Raw genomic sequence first — 16,268 nt, 5'->3', positions numbered from 1 at the left:
TTCCCTAGAATAGTGTTTCCTAGAAGCGGAGAAGCTGGGGGTTCCGCTGAATAAAAGCGATGATGCCACCTATCAACCCTAGCCCCGACAGAACGCTCAAAATGATGCCGATAATGCTCGAGGTTGAGGAAGTCTGGGCTCCAGGCTTCTCACCACGTCCATCGTCTTCATTCTTGTCCTCCGGCTCCGACTCCGGGCGCCTATCCAGAGTGAAGGCATCAACGAGCGAAGCGTCTGCACTGTTATAGGTGCTCAAAGTCAGCGTCTGAGAATCCACCTCAAGATGGGAGAAATCCGGGGTGGAATCTTGATTGCTGATCGCAACAAATTCCTCGCTTCCTTTCGGCTGCGCAAAATTCGCACCAGTAGGGGAATTTAGCGTCACATAGATGACCTCATTAGCCTCACCAGGTTCAGCTTTTTTGGCAACTCGCAGTGTCTGTCCGGGCCGTGGGGCAAAGCCAGGAGCTGGAGGAACCACCTCAGCACCCTTTAAAAGATGTGTGCGGGTATAGATATCCGCACCGCCAGAAAGCACGAGATCCACGTTGAGCTCCTCGAAGAGAGGACCAAGCTCGGCGCGAACCCGAGTATCAGAGGTTGCGGCCGAATATGGGGGACGCTGGAGCCCAATAATGATCCACTCATGCCCAAACCCGTGGGCTGTGACGGTTTGGCGCAGCCACCCCTTCAGCGTTGCCCAGTCATTGCCAGTCAGAGGTTGATTGCTTAGGTTGAGGCCGATATAGAGGGCGGGGCCGGCGGAGAAATAATAATTTCGAGTGGAGCGCCCCACGCCATTAAAGCTTTCATGAGGGAGCGAAAAATAATAATCAAAATCGGTATTAGGGCTAGACGTGTCGTCGGCAAGCGGCGCAGTTTGCAGACGTGGCATTACCGAGTTGTCGAGAAAGGCTGGGTATTGGGTGCGCGCATAATTCGGATTATTAACTTGGTTACCCAGTGTGAGCAAGGTCGTGGCATTCTCAGCAAAGCCCTCCGCGCGGGCTAATGCCTGCTGCCATTTAGTTCGATCAACGTCGATATCCCGGGCTCCGATTTTAACGTCGCCGAAAACGAGAGCATTAAATTGATCGGCTGAGCCCGTCGTGAAGTAGCGCACCTCGGTCCACTTCGTAGCGCCAAAACCAATGCGATAGGCGTAGCGGGTATCAGGCTGCAGTCCCTCAAAAGTGAAATAGGACTGCGCGCCCAAGAGCTTTTTCTGCGCGTCGCCGTACGCTGCACTGGGGCGAAAATACCCGTTATATAAGTTTGAGGCTTTATCCCACTGAACCTGGATGCGGCCGGTTTCGCCATGTTGGAAACTCAGGCGTGCTGAGGAAGCATTAGTGCCAGGTAGTAAAACCAAGGACGATACCTCGGGGGCTGGTGCCGCCTGGACGGGGGTGAGCAGGGAAGAGCTGAGCGCAAAGCTCGTGAGCGTTGCGGTGAAAAGACGCGTGCGCATAATTCCTTCATATTCGCTATGGGTGGCTGGACGAGGTGAAATAAGGATATCTTAATTGCGCTGGAAAAGACCAGGAAATACCCCATCCTACGATTCTCGAACTCACCATTAAAAAAGGCTAAAATCAGAACGCATGAACGAACGTACACTCATTCTCATTAAGCCCGACGGCGTCGCCCATGGCCATATCGGTGAGATCATCAGTCGCATCGAGCGCAAAGGGCTAAAGATTATAGCTTTGGATTTGCGCTTGGCCAGCGAGGACACCGCCAAGCAGCACTATGCAGAGCATGCGGATAAGCCCTTCTTTACCGAGCTTGTCGATTTCATTACCTCCGGCCCCCTGGTTGCTGGTGTCATTGAGGGGCCGCGAGCAGTGAGCGCCTGGCGACAATTAGCCGGTGGCACCGATCCTGTGGCCAAGGCAACGCCCGGTACAATCCGCGGTGACTTTGCCCTCGAGGTGAATTCCAATGTCGTTCACGGCTCCGACTCGGTTGAATCGGCAGCCAGAGAGATCAAGATTTGGTTCCCCCACCTCTAGAAAGATAAAGCCCAGGATTACCCTGGGCTTTATCTCTTCTTGAATATCGAAGTTAGCTGAGAATAACCTCTGCGAGCATAGTACCTGTAGGTTGTTCCGAACCCGTCATGGGTTCCTCCGTGAGGATCACTTTGACCGTGTGACCATCAAGGGGCATCCACACAGACTGGTGGTCTTCCGGACCAATGACTCCGGCGCTGATCATTTCACCGGCCTGGGTTTGGCTCCACACCTGAATACCCATACCGGGTTGTGTCGCCGCCGCCCCCTGCACCATGGCGCCGGCTTTTTCCATCTGCTTCGAGGCCACAATATCGAGCTGAGCACCGGCCGCATTGACGGTAACCTTCGCCATATCTTCAGATTTCATGATTTCATGCATCTCTGCATGTGGATCTCGGTAGTCCACGGGGGCGGTGGATGGGTTTGTCGACTGGGTTATAGTCGGCACGATCAGCGAGCCGCCGATCACCAGCACGCTCACGGCTGCTAACGAACCCGCGATCATGCCAGAACGATAACGTAGTCCGCCAGGCTTTAGCGTCCGAGGAAGGGGGAGAGGGGCAGCAGGTCTGGTCTCTCGGATCACCGATATATCGGTATCGGCTGGTTCTGAGGCATCCTCACGTGCCAGTTCCGCAAAAATAGCAGCTTTTAGCGAATCGCTCGGCATATGCGGAGGAACCGCTTCAAGAAGAGTTTCGTCTAGAAATTCCTCGTCTGAAGATCGGAGATCTTTATCGCACATAGTGTCCTCCTTCCGGGGTTGAAAGCAGTGCTTGACGGAGTTTCTTAAGGCCATCGCGCACTCGGGTCTTAGCAGTCCCCAAGGGGATATTGGTATGGGCGGCTAGTTCGGGATTGGAAAGGCCACCGAAATAAGATAGGAGCAGAGCGCTACGGTGGGGCTCGCCCACCCGATCGATTGCCCTCCTCAAACGTACAGCTTCGACGCTTGCCAAAGCGGCATCCTCGACACTGTCGAAACGAGTAACGGCATTAAGAGTGGCATCTTTGTGCTCTCGTGACATCTCAGCAGTCATGGAACGCAAACGATCAATCGCGCGGGACCGAGCCATTCTGAGTACCCACGTGCGGGCTGCCGCTTTTGCTGGGTCAAAGCTACCGGCTTTCCGCCATATTTCGATAAAGACCTCTTGAGCGACTTCTTCAGCTAACTGCGGGTTGCGCAATATATGCATACAGACACCCATGACATTCGGCGAAAGTTCGTCATAAAGATCACTGAAGGCACGTTTATCGCCTGCAGCAACGCGCTTAAGCACATCGTCATGGGTGGGGTGCATAGTTTCTGATTGTAAACTCAGATCTGCTAACTCGCCTATCGACGCGCGCACAGACCTGAGATCCTCGCTGGCTGGAGGGGTATAGATCTATTTTTCTTTATCCATTTTGTCGGACTCCATCTTATCCATTTTGTCCATCTTGTCGGACTCCATCTCATCCATCTTGTCCATTTTGTTGGAGTCCATTTTGTCCATCTTCTCCATGGTATCTGACTCTGTAGTGACGGCGGGTGTGCTGGTTGCATCATCACCACAGGCGACGAGCCCAGTGGAAGTGATGGCCATGGCGATGGTGGTTGCTGCAAATTTACGTGAAATCATGAAAACTCCTTAGAGAGCTAACGAGGTGGGAATAGTGGTACGAAGTTTTCTCTCAGCCTGTACGTGCAGAGCAAGGACTTTCTAAGAGAACAAGCACAGCACGGAAAGTGCTTGCCTTTTAGGTAACTTCATATCTATAGGTACGGAGAGCTCGGCACAACGGATTGCGCTTGTGTTAAAAAAAGTTCTTCGCTTTCGCACTTAGGCTCCCATAGGAATGATTGAACAGCGGTGGAGCATATATTTTCTCGTCTTCTATTCATCCTATAAGTGCACGTCAATAAGGTTCTTCCGAAGGGGGCCTGGAAGGGGTCTTGCAACGAGAATCAATCTCTTTCCTTTAGTTCTCCGAATATATGGGTAACGGCCTTTCACAACGATTCTCGTTATTTGGGTGAAAGCTACGTTGAACCATCATCTTCACCATATAAAAGGACACCCTATGATTTTCTCCATGGTCTTTATTGGCCTCCTCGGCGGTATTCTCACCAGCCTGTCGCCATGTATTTTGCCCGTGTTGCCTTTGATCCTTGCTGTCAGTGGCGGCAATAGATGGCGTCCTTACCTCGTTCTCAGTGGGTTGGCCACGAGTTTCGCAGCGCTCACCTTAGTGGGGTCCGTAGCACTCAACGCCTTAAGTTTGCCAGGGTCCACGGTGCGTTGGGTTGGTATCAGCCTGCTCGTTCTTGTTGGTATCGGTATGCTCATCCCTCGTCTTGGCGAGTTGATTCAGGCTCCTTTTGATAAAATCCCGAAGCCGTATTTCCTGCAAAATAAGGTGCGCAACCGCGGCGGCTTCGCTGTTGGTCTTGTTCTTGGAGCTGTGTATGTGCCATGTGCAGGCCCCGTACTGGCAGCGATAACAGTAGCCGCTGCCACAGGGGAGCTCGATGCTCGCATCTTCGTTCTCACTATTTCTTTCGCAATCGGTGCGGCACTCCCTCTTCTAGCTTTCGCGATCGGTGGCAATAAAGTAGGGGAGCGCGTGGATTGGTTCCAGCGTCACCAGGCGGGGATCCGTCGCGGCTCTGGCTTATTAATCATCCTGCTCGCTGTTGCACTGATCTTCAACGCCCCCGCCGCTATTCAACGCGCCCTCCCGGATTGGACCTCTTCAGCACAGCACGCTCTCGGGGAGCAGGTTGATAAGGTTCGAGAATCAGGCAATACACCGCGCCAGAAGGGTGACCTTGAGTACTGCCGTCGACAAGAAGACGCGACCCACGCTCACGACTGCGGCAAGTTACCCGCCTTCGAGGGGCTAGAGAACTGGTTCAACACTCCCGGTCCGATCGACCCGCACACATCCGGCAAAGTCACCTTCGTCGACTTCTGGGCCTATGCATGTATCAACTGCCAACGCGCAAACGAGCACATAACGAAACTCTATGACACCTATAAGGACTATGGCCTCGACGTGATTGGCATTCACGCCCCCGAATACTCCTTCGAGGAAGATATCAACAATGTTAAGGCCGCGGCTCGCGATACTGGCATCAACTACCCCGTCGTACAAGATAATGATTTCCGTACGTGGAAGAATTTTAATAACAGGTACTGGCCAGCCCACTACCTCACCGACCACACGGGTACTGTGGTGCAGATCCACGAAGGCGAAGGCAAGTATGCCGAGACTGAAACCCTGATTCGCCAGCTCCTTGTGGATCGTGACCCCACCATCACACTGCCAGAACCAGTAGAGAATAACGTGGTGGAGGCTCTACGCGAGCCGAGAAGCCCAGAAACCTATCTCGGTGCCCGCCGGTCGAAGTACCAAGCTAACCCGAGTGCTGGAACTGGGCTCATCGACTATGGGTCTGCTCAGACGCCGCAGCTTGGCTTTTATTCCCTCGCAGGGACATGGGACATAGGGCCAACGAGTATCAAGCCCGCATCACCCGAGGCAGCAATCAAGTTGAACTTCCAGGCCAAGTGGGTCCAGCTGGTGCTCTCTGGCACCGGAACAGTAACGGTCGAGCGCGAAGACGGCACAGTTAAAACCTTCACTATCACAAGCGATGGCAGCCTCGATATAGTCCGGGATCCTAATAACCACACGGAGCTCATCACTATTACCCCCACCGCAGGTCTGGAGCTCTACTCGTTCACTTTCGGTTAGATAAAAAATTTTAGGGGCGTGGCGTGGATACGATCACATCACGCCCTCTTGTGGTCTCTAGACACGTGCGCATGAGGTGTAGTTTCTCTCAGGAAGAGTGTTAGCTGCACAAAATTTTTGGTTCTATGGAACAATAGGCACTGGCGCATCACCACTGCCACTTTCTAATTAAGGAAAGGGACGAGCCTGATGGAAATAATCATCAGGGATTCCGAGGAGATCGCTTTTATAACTGAATATGACCACAACGACCGTGTAGTAGCCGAGGTGACAGAATTGCTCGGATGAGCACAGCGTTGGAAAAAACTTATAAAAATATAGGCTTCGAAGTGTGCAAGCTGCTCTGCGATGGCTGCAGATTCTGAGATAACTAGCAGGATTTGCGCCCGGGGAATTTAAGGCGGCACATTCATTCCTAGCACTCAAGAATACGGTGCCGGGCTATGGGCGCGAGAATCATCGCGCTAGTTGGATGAGTTTTTGCTCCCGCGCGCACCAGTTGCTCAATCCCCGCTAAGGCTACTCCCACACAATTAATTTCGGGAGAACGTCAATCGTGATTGACCTAAAACATATTAACGAATCTGCACTGCCAGAAAAGATTCGAGTCTACGCACTTGCCCAAGAACTAGGATTAAAATCCGGCGAGCTCATCAAGGAGCTCAAGGCCGTGGGCGTGAACAAGGCTGCTCAGTCTAACCTGTCACGTGCTGAGTACACGCAGCTTTTCGCTGCCCTGCGCTCGGGCGGAAACCAGGGCGAAAGCTCAAAGGACAAGACCGACGATTATACCGACGAGGAAAAACTGCGCTACCGCGTTGAGAAGAATGTAGAAAATGAGATCCACCAGATCGAAGAGAAGGTGGATAAGGAACTGCAAGAATCGCTACCGGCCACCGAGGAAGATGATCTCAGCACCATACTCGCCGATATCGACTCCGAGGTTAATTCCGGGGTTGATCTAGAACCGATTATCACCCCGCCACCAGCGCGTGTGGAGTTCCAGGTTCCGCAGTTCCTAGCACCCGCTGTCGAAGTAGACGCTGAGGTAGAAGATGTAAGTACCGCTGACACCGAGGACGACGAGGATGCAACCTTATCGAAGAAGCGTCGCCGTGGTAAGCGAGGTACCGGCCGTGGGCGCAAAAATGCCAGCCCAGAATCAGTAGAGGTCGATGACGATGATGTGGAATTACCGGATGAACCGACAGCCCTGAGAGGATCTACACGTCTCGAGGCGCAGCGCCGCCGACGCGTGGAAATGCGCGAAGAATCCCGCAAGAAGCGACATATTGTGTCCGAGGCTGAATTTCTAGCGCGCCGGGAATCCGTCAAGCGGACCATGGTGGTGCGTGAACGTGAACGCTTCGATGCCGTGGGTATGGTAACTCAGGTAGGCGTACTAGAAGACGAGCTGCTCGTGGAGCATTTTGTGACCTCTGATGCGCAGGCCTCCATGATCGGGAATATTTATCTAGGACGTGTTCAAAATGTCCTACCATCAATGGAAGCGGCATTTATAGATATCGGACGAGGCCGCAACGGAGTGCTCTATGCAGGCGAAGTAGACTGGCGCTCGGCTGGACTTGGGGGGCGTCAACGCAAAATCGAGCAAGCCCTCAAATCCGGCGACCAGGTGCTCGTGCAAGTGGTCAAAGACCCTGTGGGCCACAAGGGTGCGAGGTTAAGCACTCAAATTTCGCTCGCCGGACGCTATTTGGTCTATGTTCCAGGCGGACGCTCAGCAGGAATTTCGCGTAAACTTCCAGCACCGGAGCGCAAACGTTTGAAGCATATCCTGCGCAAGGTGGTCCCTGGTGACGGAGGTGTCATTATTCGCACGGCCGCCGAGGGAGTATCCGAAGAGGCAATCTCAGCCGATGTGAAACGTCTGCACCAACTCTGGGAGCAGATTGAGCACACCACACAGGCTGAAAAAGACTCGAAGGGAGCCAAACCGGTAACGCTCTATGAAGAGCCAAATATGCTGGTCAAGGTAGTCCGAGATCTCTTCAACGAGGATTTTTCCACGCTGGTGGTCGACGGTGCGAAGGCATGGAATACCGTTCACGCTTATATTAAATCCGTAGCCCCTGATCTACTGGATCGGCTAGAAAAATTTGATCGCAATGCTCATGACGGTAACGATGCTTTCGAAGCTTTCCGTATTAATGAACAGATTCACAAGGCCCTCTCTCGCAAGGTGTGGCTGCCTTCTGGCGGCACTCTCGTCATTGACCGCACCGAGGCGATGACTGTCATCGACGTGAATACCGGTAAGTTCACCGGTCAGGGCGGCAATCTTGAAGAAACCGTAACGAAGAATAATCTGGAAGCCGCTGAAGAGATTGTGCGCCAGATGCGGCTGCGTGACCTCGGCGGCATGATTGTGGTTGATTTCATCGATATGGTGCTTCCTGAAAACCAGGATTTAGTCCTCCGACGCCTTACTGAGGCACTCGGGCGTGATAGGACGCGCCACCAAGTCTCCGAGGTAACCTCGCTTGGCTTGGTGCAGATGACGCGTAAGCGGCTTGGCACCGGTTTGTTGGAAACCTTTGCTACAGACTGTGAGCACTGCGAAGGTCGTGGTGTCATTGTCCACGATGACCCAATTGAACACCGCGAATCGGTTCACGAATCCCGCGGCTCTCGCAGCCCTAAACAGCAGGATCCGAAGCAACACCCCGCAGTGGTCGCAATGGACCACCACGAGGAGACGGAAGATCACGCGCCAACTATCGAGGAGCTAGCTGCCGCGGTAGTGGCTGTGCCCATGGAGGACGAAAAGCCTGCAAAGACCAGGCGTCGTCGGGGCGTTAAAAAGCATGCTGAGCCGGAGATCGAAGAATTCGAGGCCATTATCGAAAGCGCCATCGATATAGCTGATGCCGAAGATCCCGATCAGCCGACGGGCGCAGACTACCTGCCGCACACTTACGAGGAAGCGATCGCTGATTTTGAGAAATCGCCGCGCCGGAAGCGCAAGGTGCGTGGGAACTCTACCAGCGACACTCCGCCGCAGCGTAGTGACTTCGCCAGTGAGCTCGCAGCCCAGGCCGAAGAACGAGACCCCAAGGAAGTAGTCCAAGAAAAATCCACACCTCAGCCTTCGCGCGGTCGGCGCCGGGTGAAGAAAACCCACCTAAATCCGAGCGCAGAGAACTCATCGGTAGCCGCAAAGACGACGCAATCTGCGGAGACCGCTGAGTCGCATGACGCCACCCAGGCACCAGACTCACATCATGATGATGCAGTGGTGAGGCGGCGGAAAACGAAGCGAAGAGTTGTCAAAACCCAGCGGCCTCAAGAGTCCCTGCGCGAGGAGTCCAGTTCCACCCGCGAGGAGACCAACTCCAGCCAAGACAAGTCTCAGGCAATGGTGGCGGATGAAAGTGAGGTGCCAACTCACACCAAGCGTCGCGGGAAACGTCGCGTGGTGCGAAAGAAAGCAGAGATGAGTACTCCTCCAAGCCCAGGTGTGAAGGAAGAAGAAACGGTGACAAAGAGCGCCCATACCCGCGGCCGCCGACGCGCTGTGCGTCGTGGGAAGCGCTAGAGTGCTATTTGTCTTTTACTGCCTCTAAAGGGTAGTCTTTGACAGTCGCTGTTTTGAGAATACAATACGACTTGCAAGACCCTCACCTTTGCGGTGTAAGTCCTGTTAAGTAGTGAAAAATCGAAACAGATAAATAAAACGTTAAGTTCACTAGGGGATCTTATCCTCTAGTCCGAGAGAGATAAGGGGTAGCCCTCGTATGTACGCGATCGTCAAGACCGGCGGCAAGCAGTACAAGGTTGCTGAAGGTGACCTCGTCAAGGTCGAGAAGATCGAGGGTGAGCCAGGTTCGTCCGTGGCTCTTACCCCGATTCTGCTCGTCGATGGCGCATCTGTTGTGTCTAAGCCCGAGGAGCTCGCTAAGGTGAGCGTTAATGCTGAGATTGTGGACCTGGTTAAGGGTCCAAAGATCAAGATCCTCAAGTACAAGAACAAGACTGGTTATAAGAAACGTCAGGGTCACCGTCAAAAGTTGACCGTGTTGAAAGTAACCGGCATTAAATAAGGCTCACCGGCCTTTCTAGATTCCTAAAGGAGGGAAACCACATGGCACATAAGAAGGGTGCATCTAGCTCCAGTAACGGTCGCGATTCAGAGGCAAAACGCCTTGGTGTTAAGCGATTCGGTGGCCAGCGGGTCAACGCCGGCGAGATCCTCGTTCGCCAGCGCGGAACCAAATTCCACCCCGGCGAGAATGTCGGACGTGGTGGAGACGATACCTTGTTTGCTTTGGCAGCAGGCTCCGTCGAATTCTCTATCAAGCGTAACCGCCGCACTGTGAATATTGTTCCTGCGGCTGAGACTGTCAGCGCGTAGTATATTTTCTTCATAAAAGCCAAGATCGCCGTTAACCGCGGAGATCTTGGCTTTTATCCTTGCTAGACTATGGGGCGCGCATAGTTATGGATAGTTAAAGGAAGATACCGCCTAGGCCCCTCGTAAGATAGGGGAGCAGGCGATTAGAACGCGCGCAGCCGATAATGCGTTCGCAAACGAAAAGGATGAGAGTTTTTCCATGAAGATCAACCGTGTGGTTCTCAGCACGCTCAGTGCCATTGCCCTCGCTTTGCCGATCTCTACCACTCCCGTTACCGCTGAGTCTATAACCACTTATGCCGCGCAGGCTTCAGGTAGCCACAAGGCTGGCAGTAGCGATAGGCCCCGTACCGACAACGGTAAAACCTTAGAAACTGTTCTTTTAGCACTGGGGGGAACCGTCGGTGTCTTAGCCTTCCTCGCTCTTTTTGCTGCCCCCATTCTCAGGATTATCGGCGTTCGCATTTAAATCGTAGAACGCGAAAGAACCAGCCTAGCGCTGGTTCCTCCTCGTATTTGGCGCTTGACTCACTCTAACTTTGTCTGACCTCGCCTGAGCAGGGACTAGTTTTATGTGCCAGCCCTGTATCCGTCACGTTCTCATGCTCGGCTAGGGGAGAAAGTAGCTGAGCCGTGGATAGCTGAAGTGTGGGAATTCATGGGCCTATCAGGCAACCCTCAGTTGTCGTCCATGTAACATAGTAGGTATATACCTCGACTTATTAGTTAATCCACTATGGAATTATCTTCCAAGAAAAGACGTGATGCCCTATGCATTCAGCTCGATCTCTCTTCACGGCTATAGTTTCGGTGAGCGCAGTAGCTGCCACTCTCTCCATTCCAGGAGCGAGCGCGGCTGTGCGTACATCGACAGTACCCGTGACTTTCCACTGCGATGCTCGTCCGAGTAACGGAGGTCTCTATTTCCCCGTCATGGGCAATTATCCTAGCGATGATTATCATTTAGAACTGCAAGCTACAGTGACTGCTCCCAGTGCTGTGCGTGTGGGGGGAAGCTTCGAGTACACCATCGACCCTACCGTGGCTGGCATCCCCGATCCGCTATATATTCCCTATTTGGGAAGCAATGAAACTCTTGAATTGACCAAGATTTCTCGCGGTAAGATGAATATCACGGTACCCTCTGAGACATCGCTTGAATCAGTAGCTCTCGGGGTGAGCCCCATTGGAACAGTGTCTAAGTTCGATCAGTCTTCGCATACGGTCTCTATCCAAGGCGACAGCGATATTGATGGGATCAATTTCGATCGCCCAGCAGCCTTGATCACCTCGTATGCGGTGAGCAAGTTGAAGCACGCTGGCTTTGAAGGCGCATCCAACGGGAGTCACTCCGGTGTAGATTTCCCAGCCGTAAGCTTGCGGCTTACCGCCAATTCAGCCGGCACGATCGCACCCGCCTTCCCGGTGGGGACGAGAGTCATGAATGGGTACACGAGCGATAATTTCTTTTCTTTCTTCGCTTCAGCGTCGTTGCGCAGTCCTAATGATCGTCGAAGCGTGGGAACTGTCGCAGTTCGCTGTGGCGTAGCCCAGGGAGAACTCCCCGCGGTAGAAGTAGTAGAAACCCCTGCTAGGCAAGTTGTTCAGCTCCAGGTGGATGCTAAGGAAAAGGCTGTTAAAGGGGAAACTCTTGCCATGTCGGTGCTTGCTACCGACGCTGAGTCCAACCCCCTAGCCGGTCAAGACGTTTCCCTTATGGTCGGGGACGTAATACTCACTGGAGTTACAGGTAGTGATGGGCGTAGTACCTTCGATTACCGCGCAGATGCGGTCGGTTCCTTCCGCGTTATTGCTACCAGCGATAAAGTAACGTCTGCTGCCCGTACCTTGAATGTTGAAAAGCCTGTTCTCACATTGAGTGTTCCCACCAATTCGGCAACAGTGACTGATTTTATTCCGGTAACCGCGAATGTCTACCAGGCTGACGGTTCGACACCAGCACACCTAGATTCTCTGGATTTATGGGTCAATGATCAGAAAATAACGCTTCATCGTGCGCCTGATGGCTCCTTTAAGCATCCTATTTCGTCTCGCACTCCGGGTCGGGTTATCCTTCGTGCTCAATCAGGTGACTCCTCCAGCGAAGAGTTGGCGCTCTATTTCGATCCACGCAGTGGGATCGTAGCTACTAAGCTCATCCTCGAGGTACGGCCCGACGTTCTCTTCGCAGGTCAGCCCGCTACGTTTATCGCGCGTGCAACCGATGATTACGGTCGTCCGGCGACCCCTCGGAGCGTTAGCTTCTATATAGATGGTGATGAAATCGCGGAAGTAACGCCCAATAGTGATGGAGAGTATCGGTATATTTACTCCACCTTGCCCGCCCGTAGTTTCGAGCTCATTGCTCGAAGCGGCGATCTAGCATCAGCACCGTATTCGGTCGTACCAACGATCCCGCGGCGAGATCCGAATATCCCCCTCGACGAGGCGAGCGAGGTTGAAGTAACGCAACAGACCGGTACCAACTACCTTTCCTATCGAGGAACTGTGCTAGGTCCGAACGGAACTCCCTTGAGCGGATACCGCGTCGATGCCTATGTAAACGGGGCAATTGTCGATAGCTTTAATACCTCCGCAAGCGGTACCTTTAGATATCGTGTGCCGATCGTCGCAGGGGAGCAGTACACCGTGAAATTTGTATCCGGAACAGTCTCATCGAAGGAATTTACCTACCCAGATTCTCAGGCTAGCGATCCCTCTGACTCTTCATCGCAGGAGTCCTCCACAATATGGGCGATTCTCGGTTCCCTTCTGGGGGCTGGGGGATTGTTAGCAGCGATCTACGCTGTGGCACGTCACTTCGGATTAGTAAACTAATGAATAGGAAGGTTATCCACGAGTGAAAAGGATCCTAAGCGCGAGTATCTCATCTTTGCTCGCCGGCCTCTTGATCGCGGCCCCACAGGCTCAGGCCGTAGAGAGTACCACCGATATAGATTTTGGGTGCCACTTATACAATCCTTCAACCTTATTGCTTAACGGATTCTGGGGCGAGAAATACGGCTTTATATTTCGAGCAAAGGTCTCAGCCCCACAGACCGTCGCAGTAGGAGTACCCTTCACCTATACGGTTGAGCCTGGACGGATAGAATTACCGGCTACGTGGTCCTATTTAGCCGAGCGGCCTCAGGTCACAGAGTTTTCTCGAATTTCTCTAAAGATAGCAGCCCCCTCCCAAACAGAGCTCGTCAGTGTGGAAAAATCTGCGGGCGGAACAAAAGGCTTAGGGATCACCACCGAGCAAAGAGAAATAACAATTGGAGGCGACCTGACTGTTGCCGACGACGATGCCTTTTCTCGTCTCGATAGCTACGAATCGGGGGGAGTATATGCTAGTGACACCGGTTCGAGCTTTGCCGTGGACATCCCCCCGATTTCCCTGACAATGAAAGCTACTCAGCCGGGTGATCTCGCTCCGGCATTCCCCAAGGCCGCCGACAACCGAAATATCGGACCGGGAAGCTTTTTCAGCGGTTTAGCCAGAATGAATTACCAGGGTCGCCAACAGAATTTCCTAGTCCGCTGCACTCCGATAGCAGCTAATCTTCCGGCGGTAACCGCGGTCGAGCAAGATACCCGCCGCGCGGTTGCCGCAATTTCCTTGGAGTCATCCCTCGATACCCTCGAGGCTGGAAACGAGCTCATGCTCCGTTCGCGGGTGACAGATGCCGCGGGTGGCGGAATACCCGGGCGCTCGGTTGAGTTTCATATCGGGGGGCGTATATTTACCGAAACCACCGATGCCTTAGGGTACGCCCAGTACCAGTTCCGACCCCTCATCCCAGAAGACTACCGCGTGCTCGCTCGCGCTGGCGGTAAAGAGGCGTCGGTAACCGTGAAAGTTCTGCCCAACAACGCAGTAAAACCCAAAGCTGCTCAGCCCGCACGCCTCCACCTAGACCCTCCACAATCCAGTTACGAATTTGGAACTCGCATCGAGCTCTCTGCCGACCTAACCTCAGCAGATAATCAGCCAGTTACCAACTATCCCGTCTATTTCAATATCTACCGCGCAGAAAGCGGGGCGGTGTATAGAAGCTTTGTGTCCCGCTCGGACACGTTCGGGATGATTTCTCAAGCCATTGAACTCGGTATACCTGGAGCCTTCGAAGTTCAGGCAGTAGCGGGCCTGCAGGGCGAAACCACTTCTCAGGTACTCAGCGATAGGTACGCCTTTACCATTCGCAGCGGAGAAGCCCCCGCACCACCCGCGGTTGAAGGCTCTCGCGAGCCTAGCGCGAGATATACCTCACCACTGGGAAAGATCCTTATTAGTATTGGGTCAATTCTGGGAATTTTAGGAGTGGGAGGAGTGCTATTTGCTATCGCGCGTCACTTCAACCTCGCTCTGCCTAATTTCCCACAGTTGCCGCCTCTGCCACCATTATTCCCCTAGGCAAAAATCAGCGGAAAGAGGGGTACAACTACGATGAAAGTTGTACCCCTCTTTCCGCTTTTTCTTTGACTATTCAAAGGAAGTTTCTGCTGTTTAAGCCTATAATAAGCGCAAGAATCGTCCAGTAGAAAATGTGATGAAATAAAATTCTTCAGCAGTGTAATAAAAATGCCCAATCTAGTGATTAATGTATATGAGGGAGCTTAAGAATTTTGCCCCCGGAATTATCTACGAGAAAGCTAGGTTGTGGCCTCATTGAATACCCCCAAAAAAATTCTCGCCGCACTGCTGGGACCGGTTCTAGCAGCCGGAGTAACCGCGGTACCTGTTCACGCTGATAGTGTCAGCTCCTCACTCGAGATTCCTTTGCGATGTCAAATGAAAGCCGACGCGACGGGTCGTAACCTGAACTCTGGACTTTCCGGCAACTACTCTTCAAGTATCATTTCTTCGGCCACGGTTGATATCGAAGCTCCAGAAACGGCACGTGTAGGTGTGCCTTTCGAGTACAAGTACACCGTCAAAGATCTTGCGGTGACTAAAGAGTATAAATTTGCTGGGTCATTCTGGACCACCAAGTTTGACCTGATTCCAACGGAGATCTCGCGAGCCAGCATCAATATTCATAATCCTTCTGATACGTCTGCGAGTGCGGTTGTGGCCCAAAATGCAGATGATATTAGCGCCACGGTCACCCCTACTGCGGTACGGGTAGCGGCCTATGTCGCTAATGAAAACAACAGTGTCGACGGCCTCACGAGCGCCCCACTGCGCGGGACTCGCAACAGCGACGGCGCTTTGCAGCTTGACTTCCCTGAGACAACTGTCACCTACACCGCCGCGGAAGCTGGAGATGCTACCCCATCTCTACAGCCTTCGTCAGCGTCCTATGACAATGCTTTCTTTACCGCAATGCTGAGTGCCGATGTGAAAAATGGTGGAGCCGATGCGGTACCCATCAATTTCCTCCTGTGGTGTACCCCCGGAAGCGGGGCCCCAGCGCTGCCGAGCGTCAGTATCCAAGCGGCAGCAACCCCTGAGAAGATCACCCTCGAGGCTCCAGAGTCAGTGGTGACGGACGATCCATTTACGGTCAATGGCCAACTCTTCGATGCGGCTGATCAGGCCGTGGCTGGAGCTGGGGTTACCATCCGCTACGGCACAGAGGAACAGCAAGTACGCAGTAACGATCAAGGTGAGTACACCGCCGAGTTCACAGCGCAAGGTGAAGGTGCTCAGCAAATAGAAGCCGTTGTCACCGATCACCCCACCGTAACCGAGCAAGCGACGATCACCGTCAAAGCTAAAGCTGCTGTGGAGTCGGTTTCAGTGACGGCAACACCAGACCAAGTGGAATCTGGTTCTCCCGTAACGCTACGCGCCGAAGTGACTTATACCCCTGGCGACATCGTCCCAGCGGACAATGTCAGCTTCCACATTGGTAGCACGAAAGTTTCTGCCACCCGCGCGGGCTCCGTGTACACCGCTACCTGGACTCCTCCGCGCGCTGGCACATTTGACGTTAAAACTACTATCGGCGGTGTCGAATCGAACACGGTGTCGTTAGTAGTAACTGGAGGGCAGACTCCTGTTGTTCCTGCGAGTGTTGTGGGGTCTCAGGTGGAGTCTGCGGATTCGTCGGTTGTGACTTTTGTGGTGGCGGATAAAGATGGTGCGCCGCTTGCGGATCAAGAGGTTGTTGTGACTGTTGGTT

Annotated in this window: 13 protein-coding genes; 9 read left to right on the top strand and 4 right to left on the bottom strand. The window is 53.3% G+C overall.

All coding sequences use genetic code 11. The annotated features are described in order from the left end of the window. Positions 1–19 precede the first annotated feature (19 nt). Complete coding sequence (locus NXS13_RS08495) at positions 20–1,471, bottom strand: metallophosphoesterase family protein (RefSeq protein ID WP_259289628.1); 1,452 nt, start codon at positions 1,469–1,471, stop codon at positions 20–22. 133 nt (positions 1,472–1,604) lie between these two features. Here NXS13_RS08495 and ndk point away from each other — a divergent pair, with 133 nt between their 5' ends. Next, positions 1,605–2,015 carry a nucleoside-diphosphate kinase gene (gene ndk, locus NXS13_RS08490; RefSeq protein ID WP_259080237.1) on the top strand — a complete coding sequence of 137 codons (411 nt, stop codon included), beginning with the start codon at positions 1,605–1,607 and terminating at the stop codon, positions 2,013–2,015. A 52-nt stretch (positions 2,016–2,067) separates the two neighbouring features. Here ndk and NXS13_RS08485 read toward each other — a convergent pair whose 3' ends face one another. The 3 genes from NXS13_RS08485 to NXS13_RS08475 form a co-directional block, all read right to left on the bottom strand. After that, positions 2,068–2,763 (bottom strand): anti-sigma factor, encoded by a 696-nt coding sequence (locus NXS13_RS08485; protein WP_259080239.1) that lies wholly within the window; start codon positions 2,761–2,763, stop codon positions 2,068–2,070. Continuing rightward, positions 2,753–3,322, bottom strand: a complete 570-nt coding sequence (locus NXS13_RS08480; protein WP_259158762.1) for a sigma-70 family RNA polymerase sigma factor — start codon at positions 3,320–3,322, stop codon at positions 2,753–2,755. The genes NXS13_RS08485 and NXS13_RS08480 overlap by 11 nt, the downstream gene beginning before the upstream one ends. An 87-nt stretch (positions 3,323–3,409) precedes the next feature. Next, entirely contained in the window at positions 3,410–3,643 is a 234-nt protein-coding gene (locus tag NXS13_RS08475) for a hypothetical protein (RefSeq protein ID WP_259158763.1), read from the bottom strand. A 445-nt stretch (positions 3,644–4,088) separates the two neighbouring features. Between NXS13_RS08475 and NXS13_RS08470 the strand changes: the two genes are divergently transcribed. The 8 genes from NXS13_RS08470 to NXS13_RS08435 all read left to right on the top strand — a co-directional run. After that, on the top strand, positions 4,089–5,762 hold the full coding sequence (locus tag NXS13_RS08470; protein WP_259080263.1) for a cytochrome c biogenesis protein CcdA: 1,674 nt from the start codon (positions 4,089–4,091) through the stop codon (positions 5,760–5,762). A 556-nt stretch (positions 5,763–6,318) separates the two neighbouring features. Beyond that, positions 6,319–9,321, top strand: coding sequence for a translation initiation factor IF-2 N-terminal domain-containing protein (locus NXS13_RS08465; protein WP_259080245.1), 3,003 nt, complete (start codon positions 6,319–6,321; stop codon positions 9,319–9,321). A 199-nt stretch (positions 9,322–9,520) separates the two neighbouring features. Then, complete coding sequence (gene rplU / locus NXS13_RS08460; protein ID WP_259080247.1) at positions 9,521–9,826, top strand: 50S ribosomal protein L21; 306 nt, start codon at positions 9,521–9,523, stop codon at positions 9,824–9,826. Between the two features lie 41 nt (positions 9,827–9,867). After that, the gene (rpmA, locus tag NXS13_RS08455; RefSeq protein ID WP_259080249.1) at positions 9,868–10,137 is read left to right on the top strand and encodes a 50S ribosomal protein L27; all 270 of its coding nucleotides are present in this window, start codon (positions 9,868–9,870) and stop codon (positions 10,135–10,137) included. A 199-nt stretch (positions 10,138–10,336) separates the two neighbouring features. After that, on the top strand, positions 10,337–10,606 hold the full coding sequence (locus NXS13_RS08450) for a hypothetical protein (protein WP_259158765.1): 270 nt from the start codon (positions 10,337–10,339) through the stop codon (positions 10,604–10,606). Positions 10,607–10,908: 302 nt separating this feature from the next. Further along, positions 10,909–12,975, top strand: a complete 2,067-nt coding sequence (locus NXS13_RS08445; RefSeq protein WP_259289627.1) for a hypothetical protein — start codon at positions 10,909–10,911, stop codon at positions 12,973–12,975. A 22-nt stretch (positions 12,976–12,997) separates the two neighbouring features. Continuing rightward, complete coding sequence (locus NXS13_RS08440) at positions 12,998–14,554, top strand: carboxypeptidase-like regulatory domain-containing protein (protein ID WP_259289626.1); 1,557 nt, start codon at positions 12,998–13,000, stop codon at positions 14,552–14,554. A 246-nt stretch (positions 14,555–14,800) separates the two neighbouring features. Next, positions 14,801–16,268: hypothetical protein (locus tag NXS13_RS08435; RefSeq protein WP_259289625.1), on the top strand; the 1,468-nt coding region annotated here is incomplete at its 3' end.

The organism is Corynebacterium sp. ES2730-CONJ, assembly GCF_024834055.1.
Classification (GTDB): Bacteria; Actinomycetota; Actinomycetes; order Mycobacteriales; family Mycobacteriaceae; genus Corynebacterium.
The sequence above is the reverse complement of the archived record's forward strand: the minus strand, read 5'-3'. Positions and strand labels throughout refer to the sequence as shown.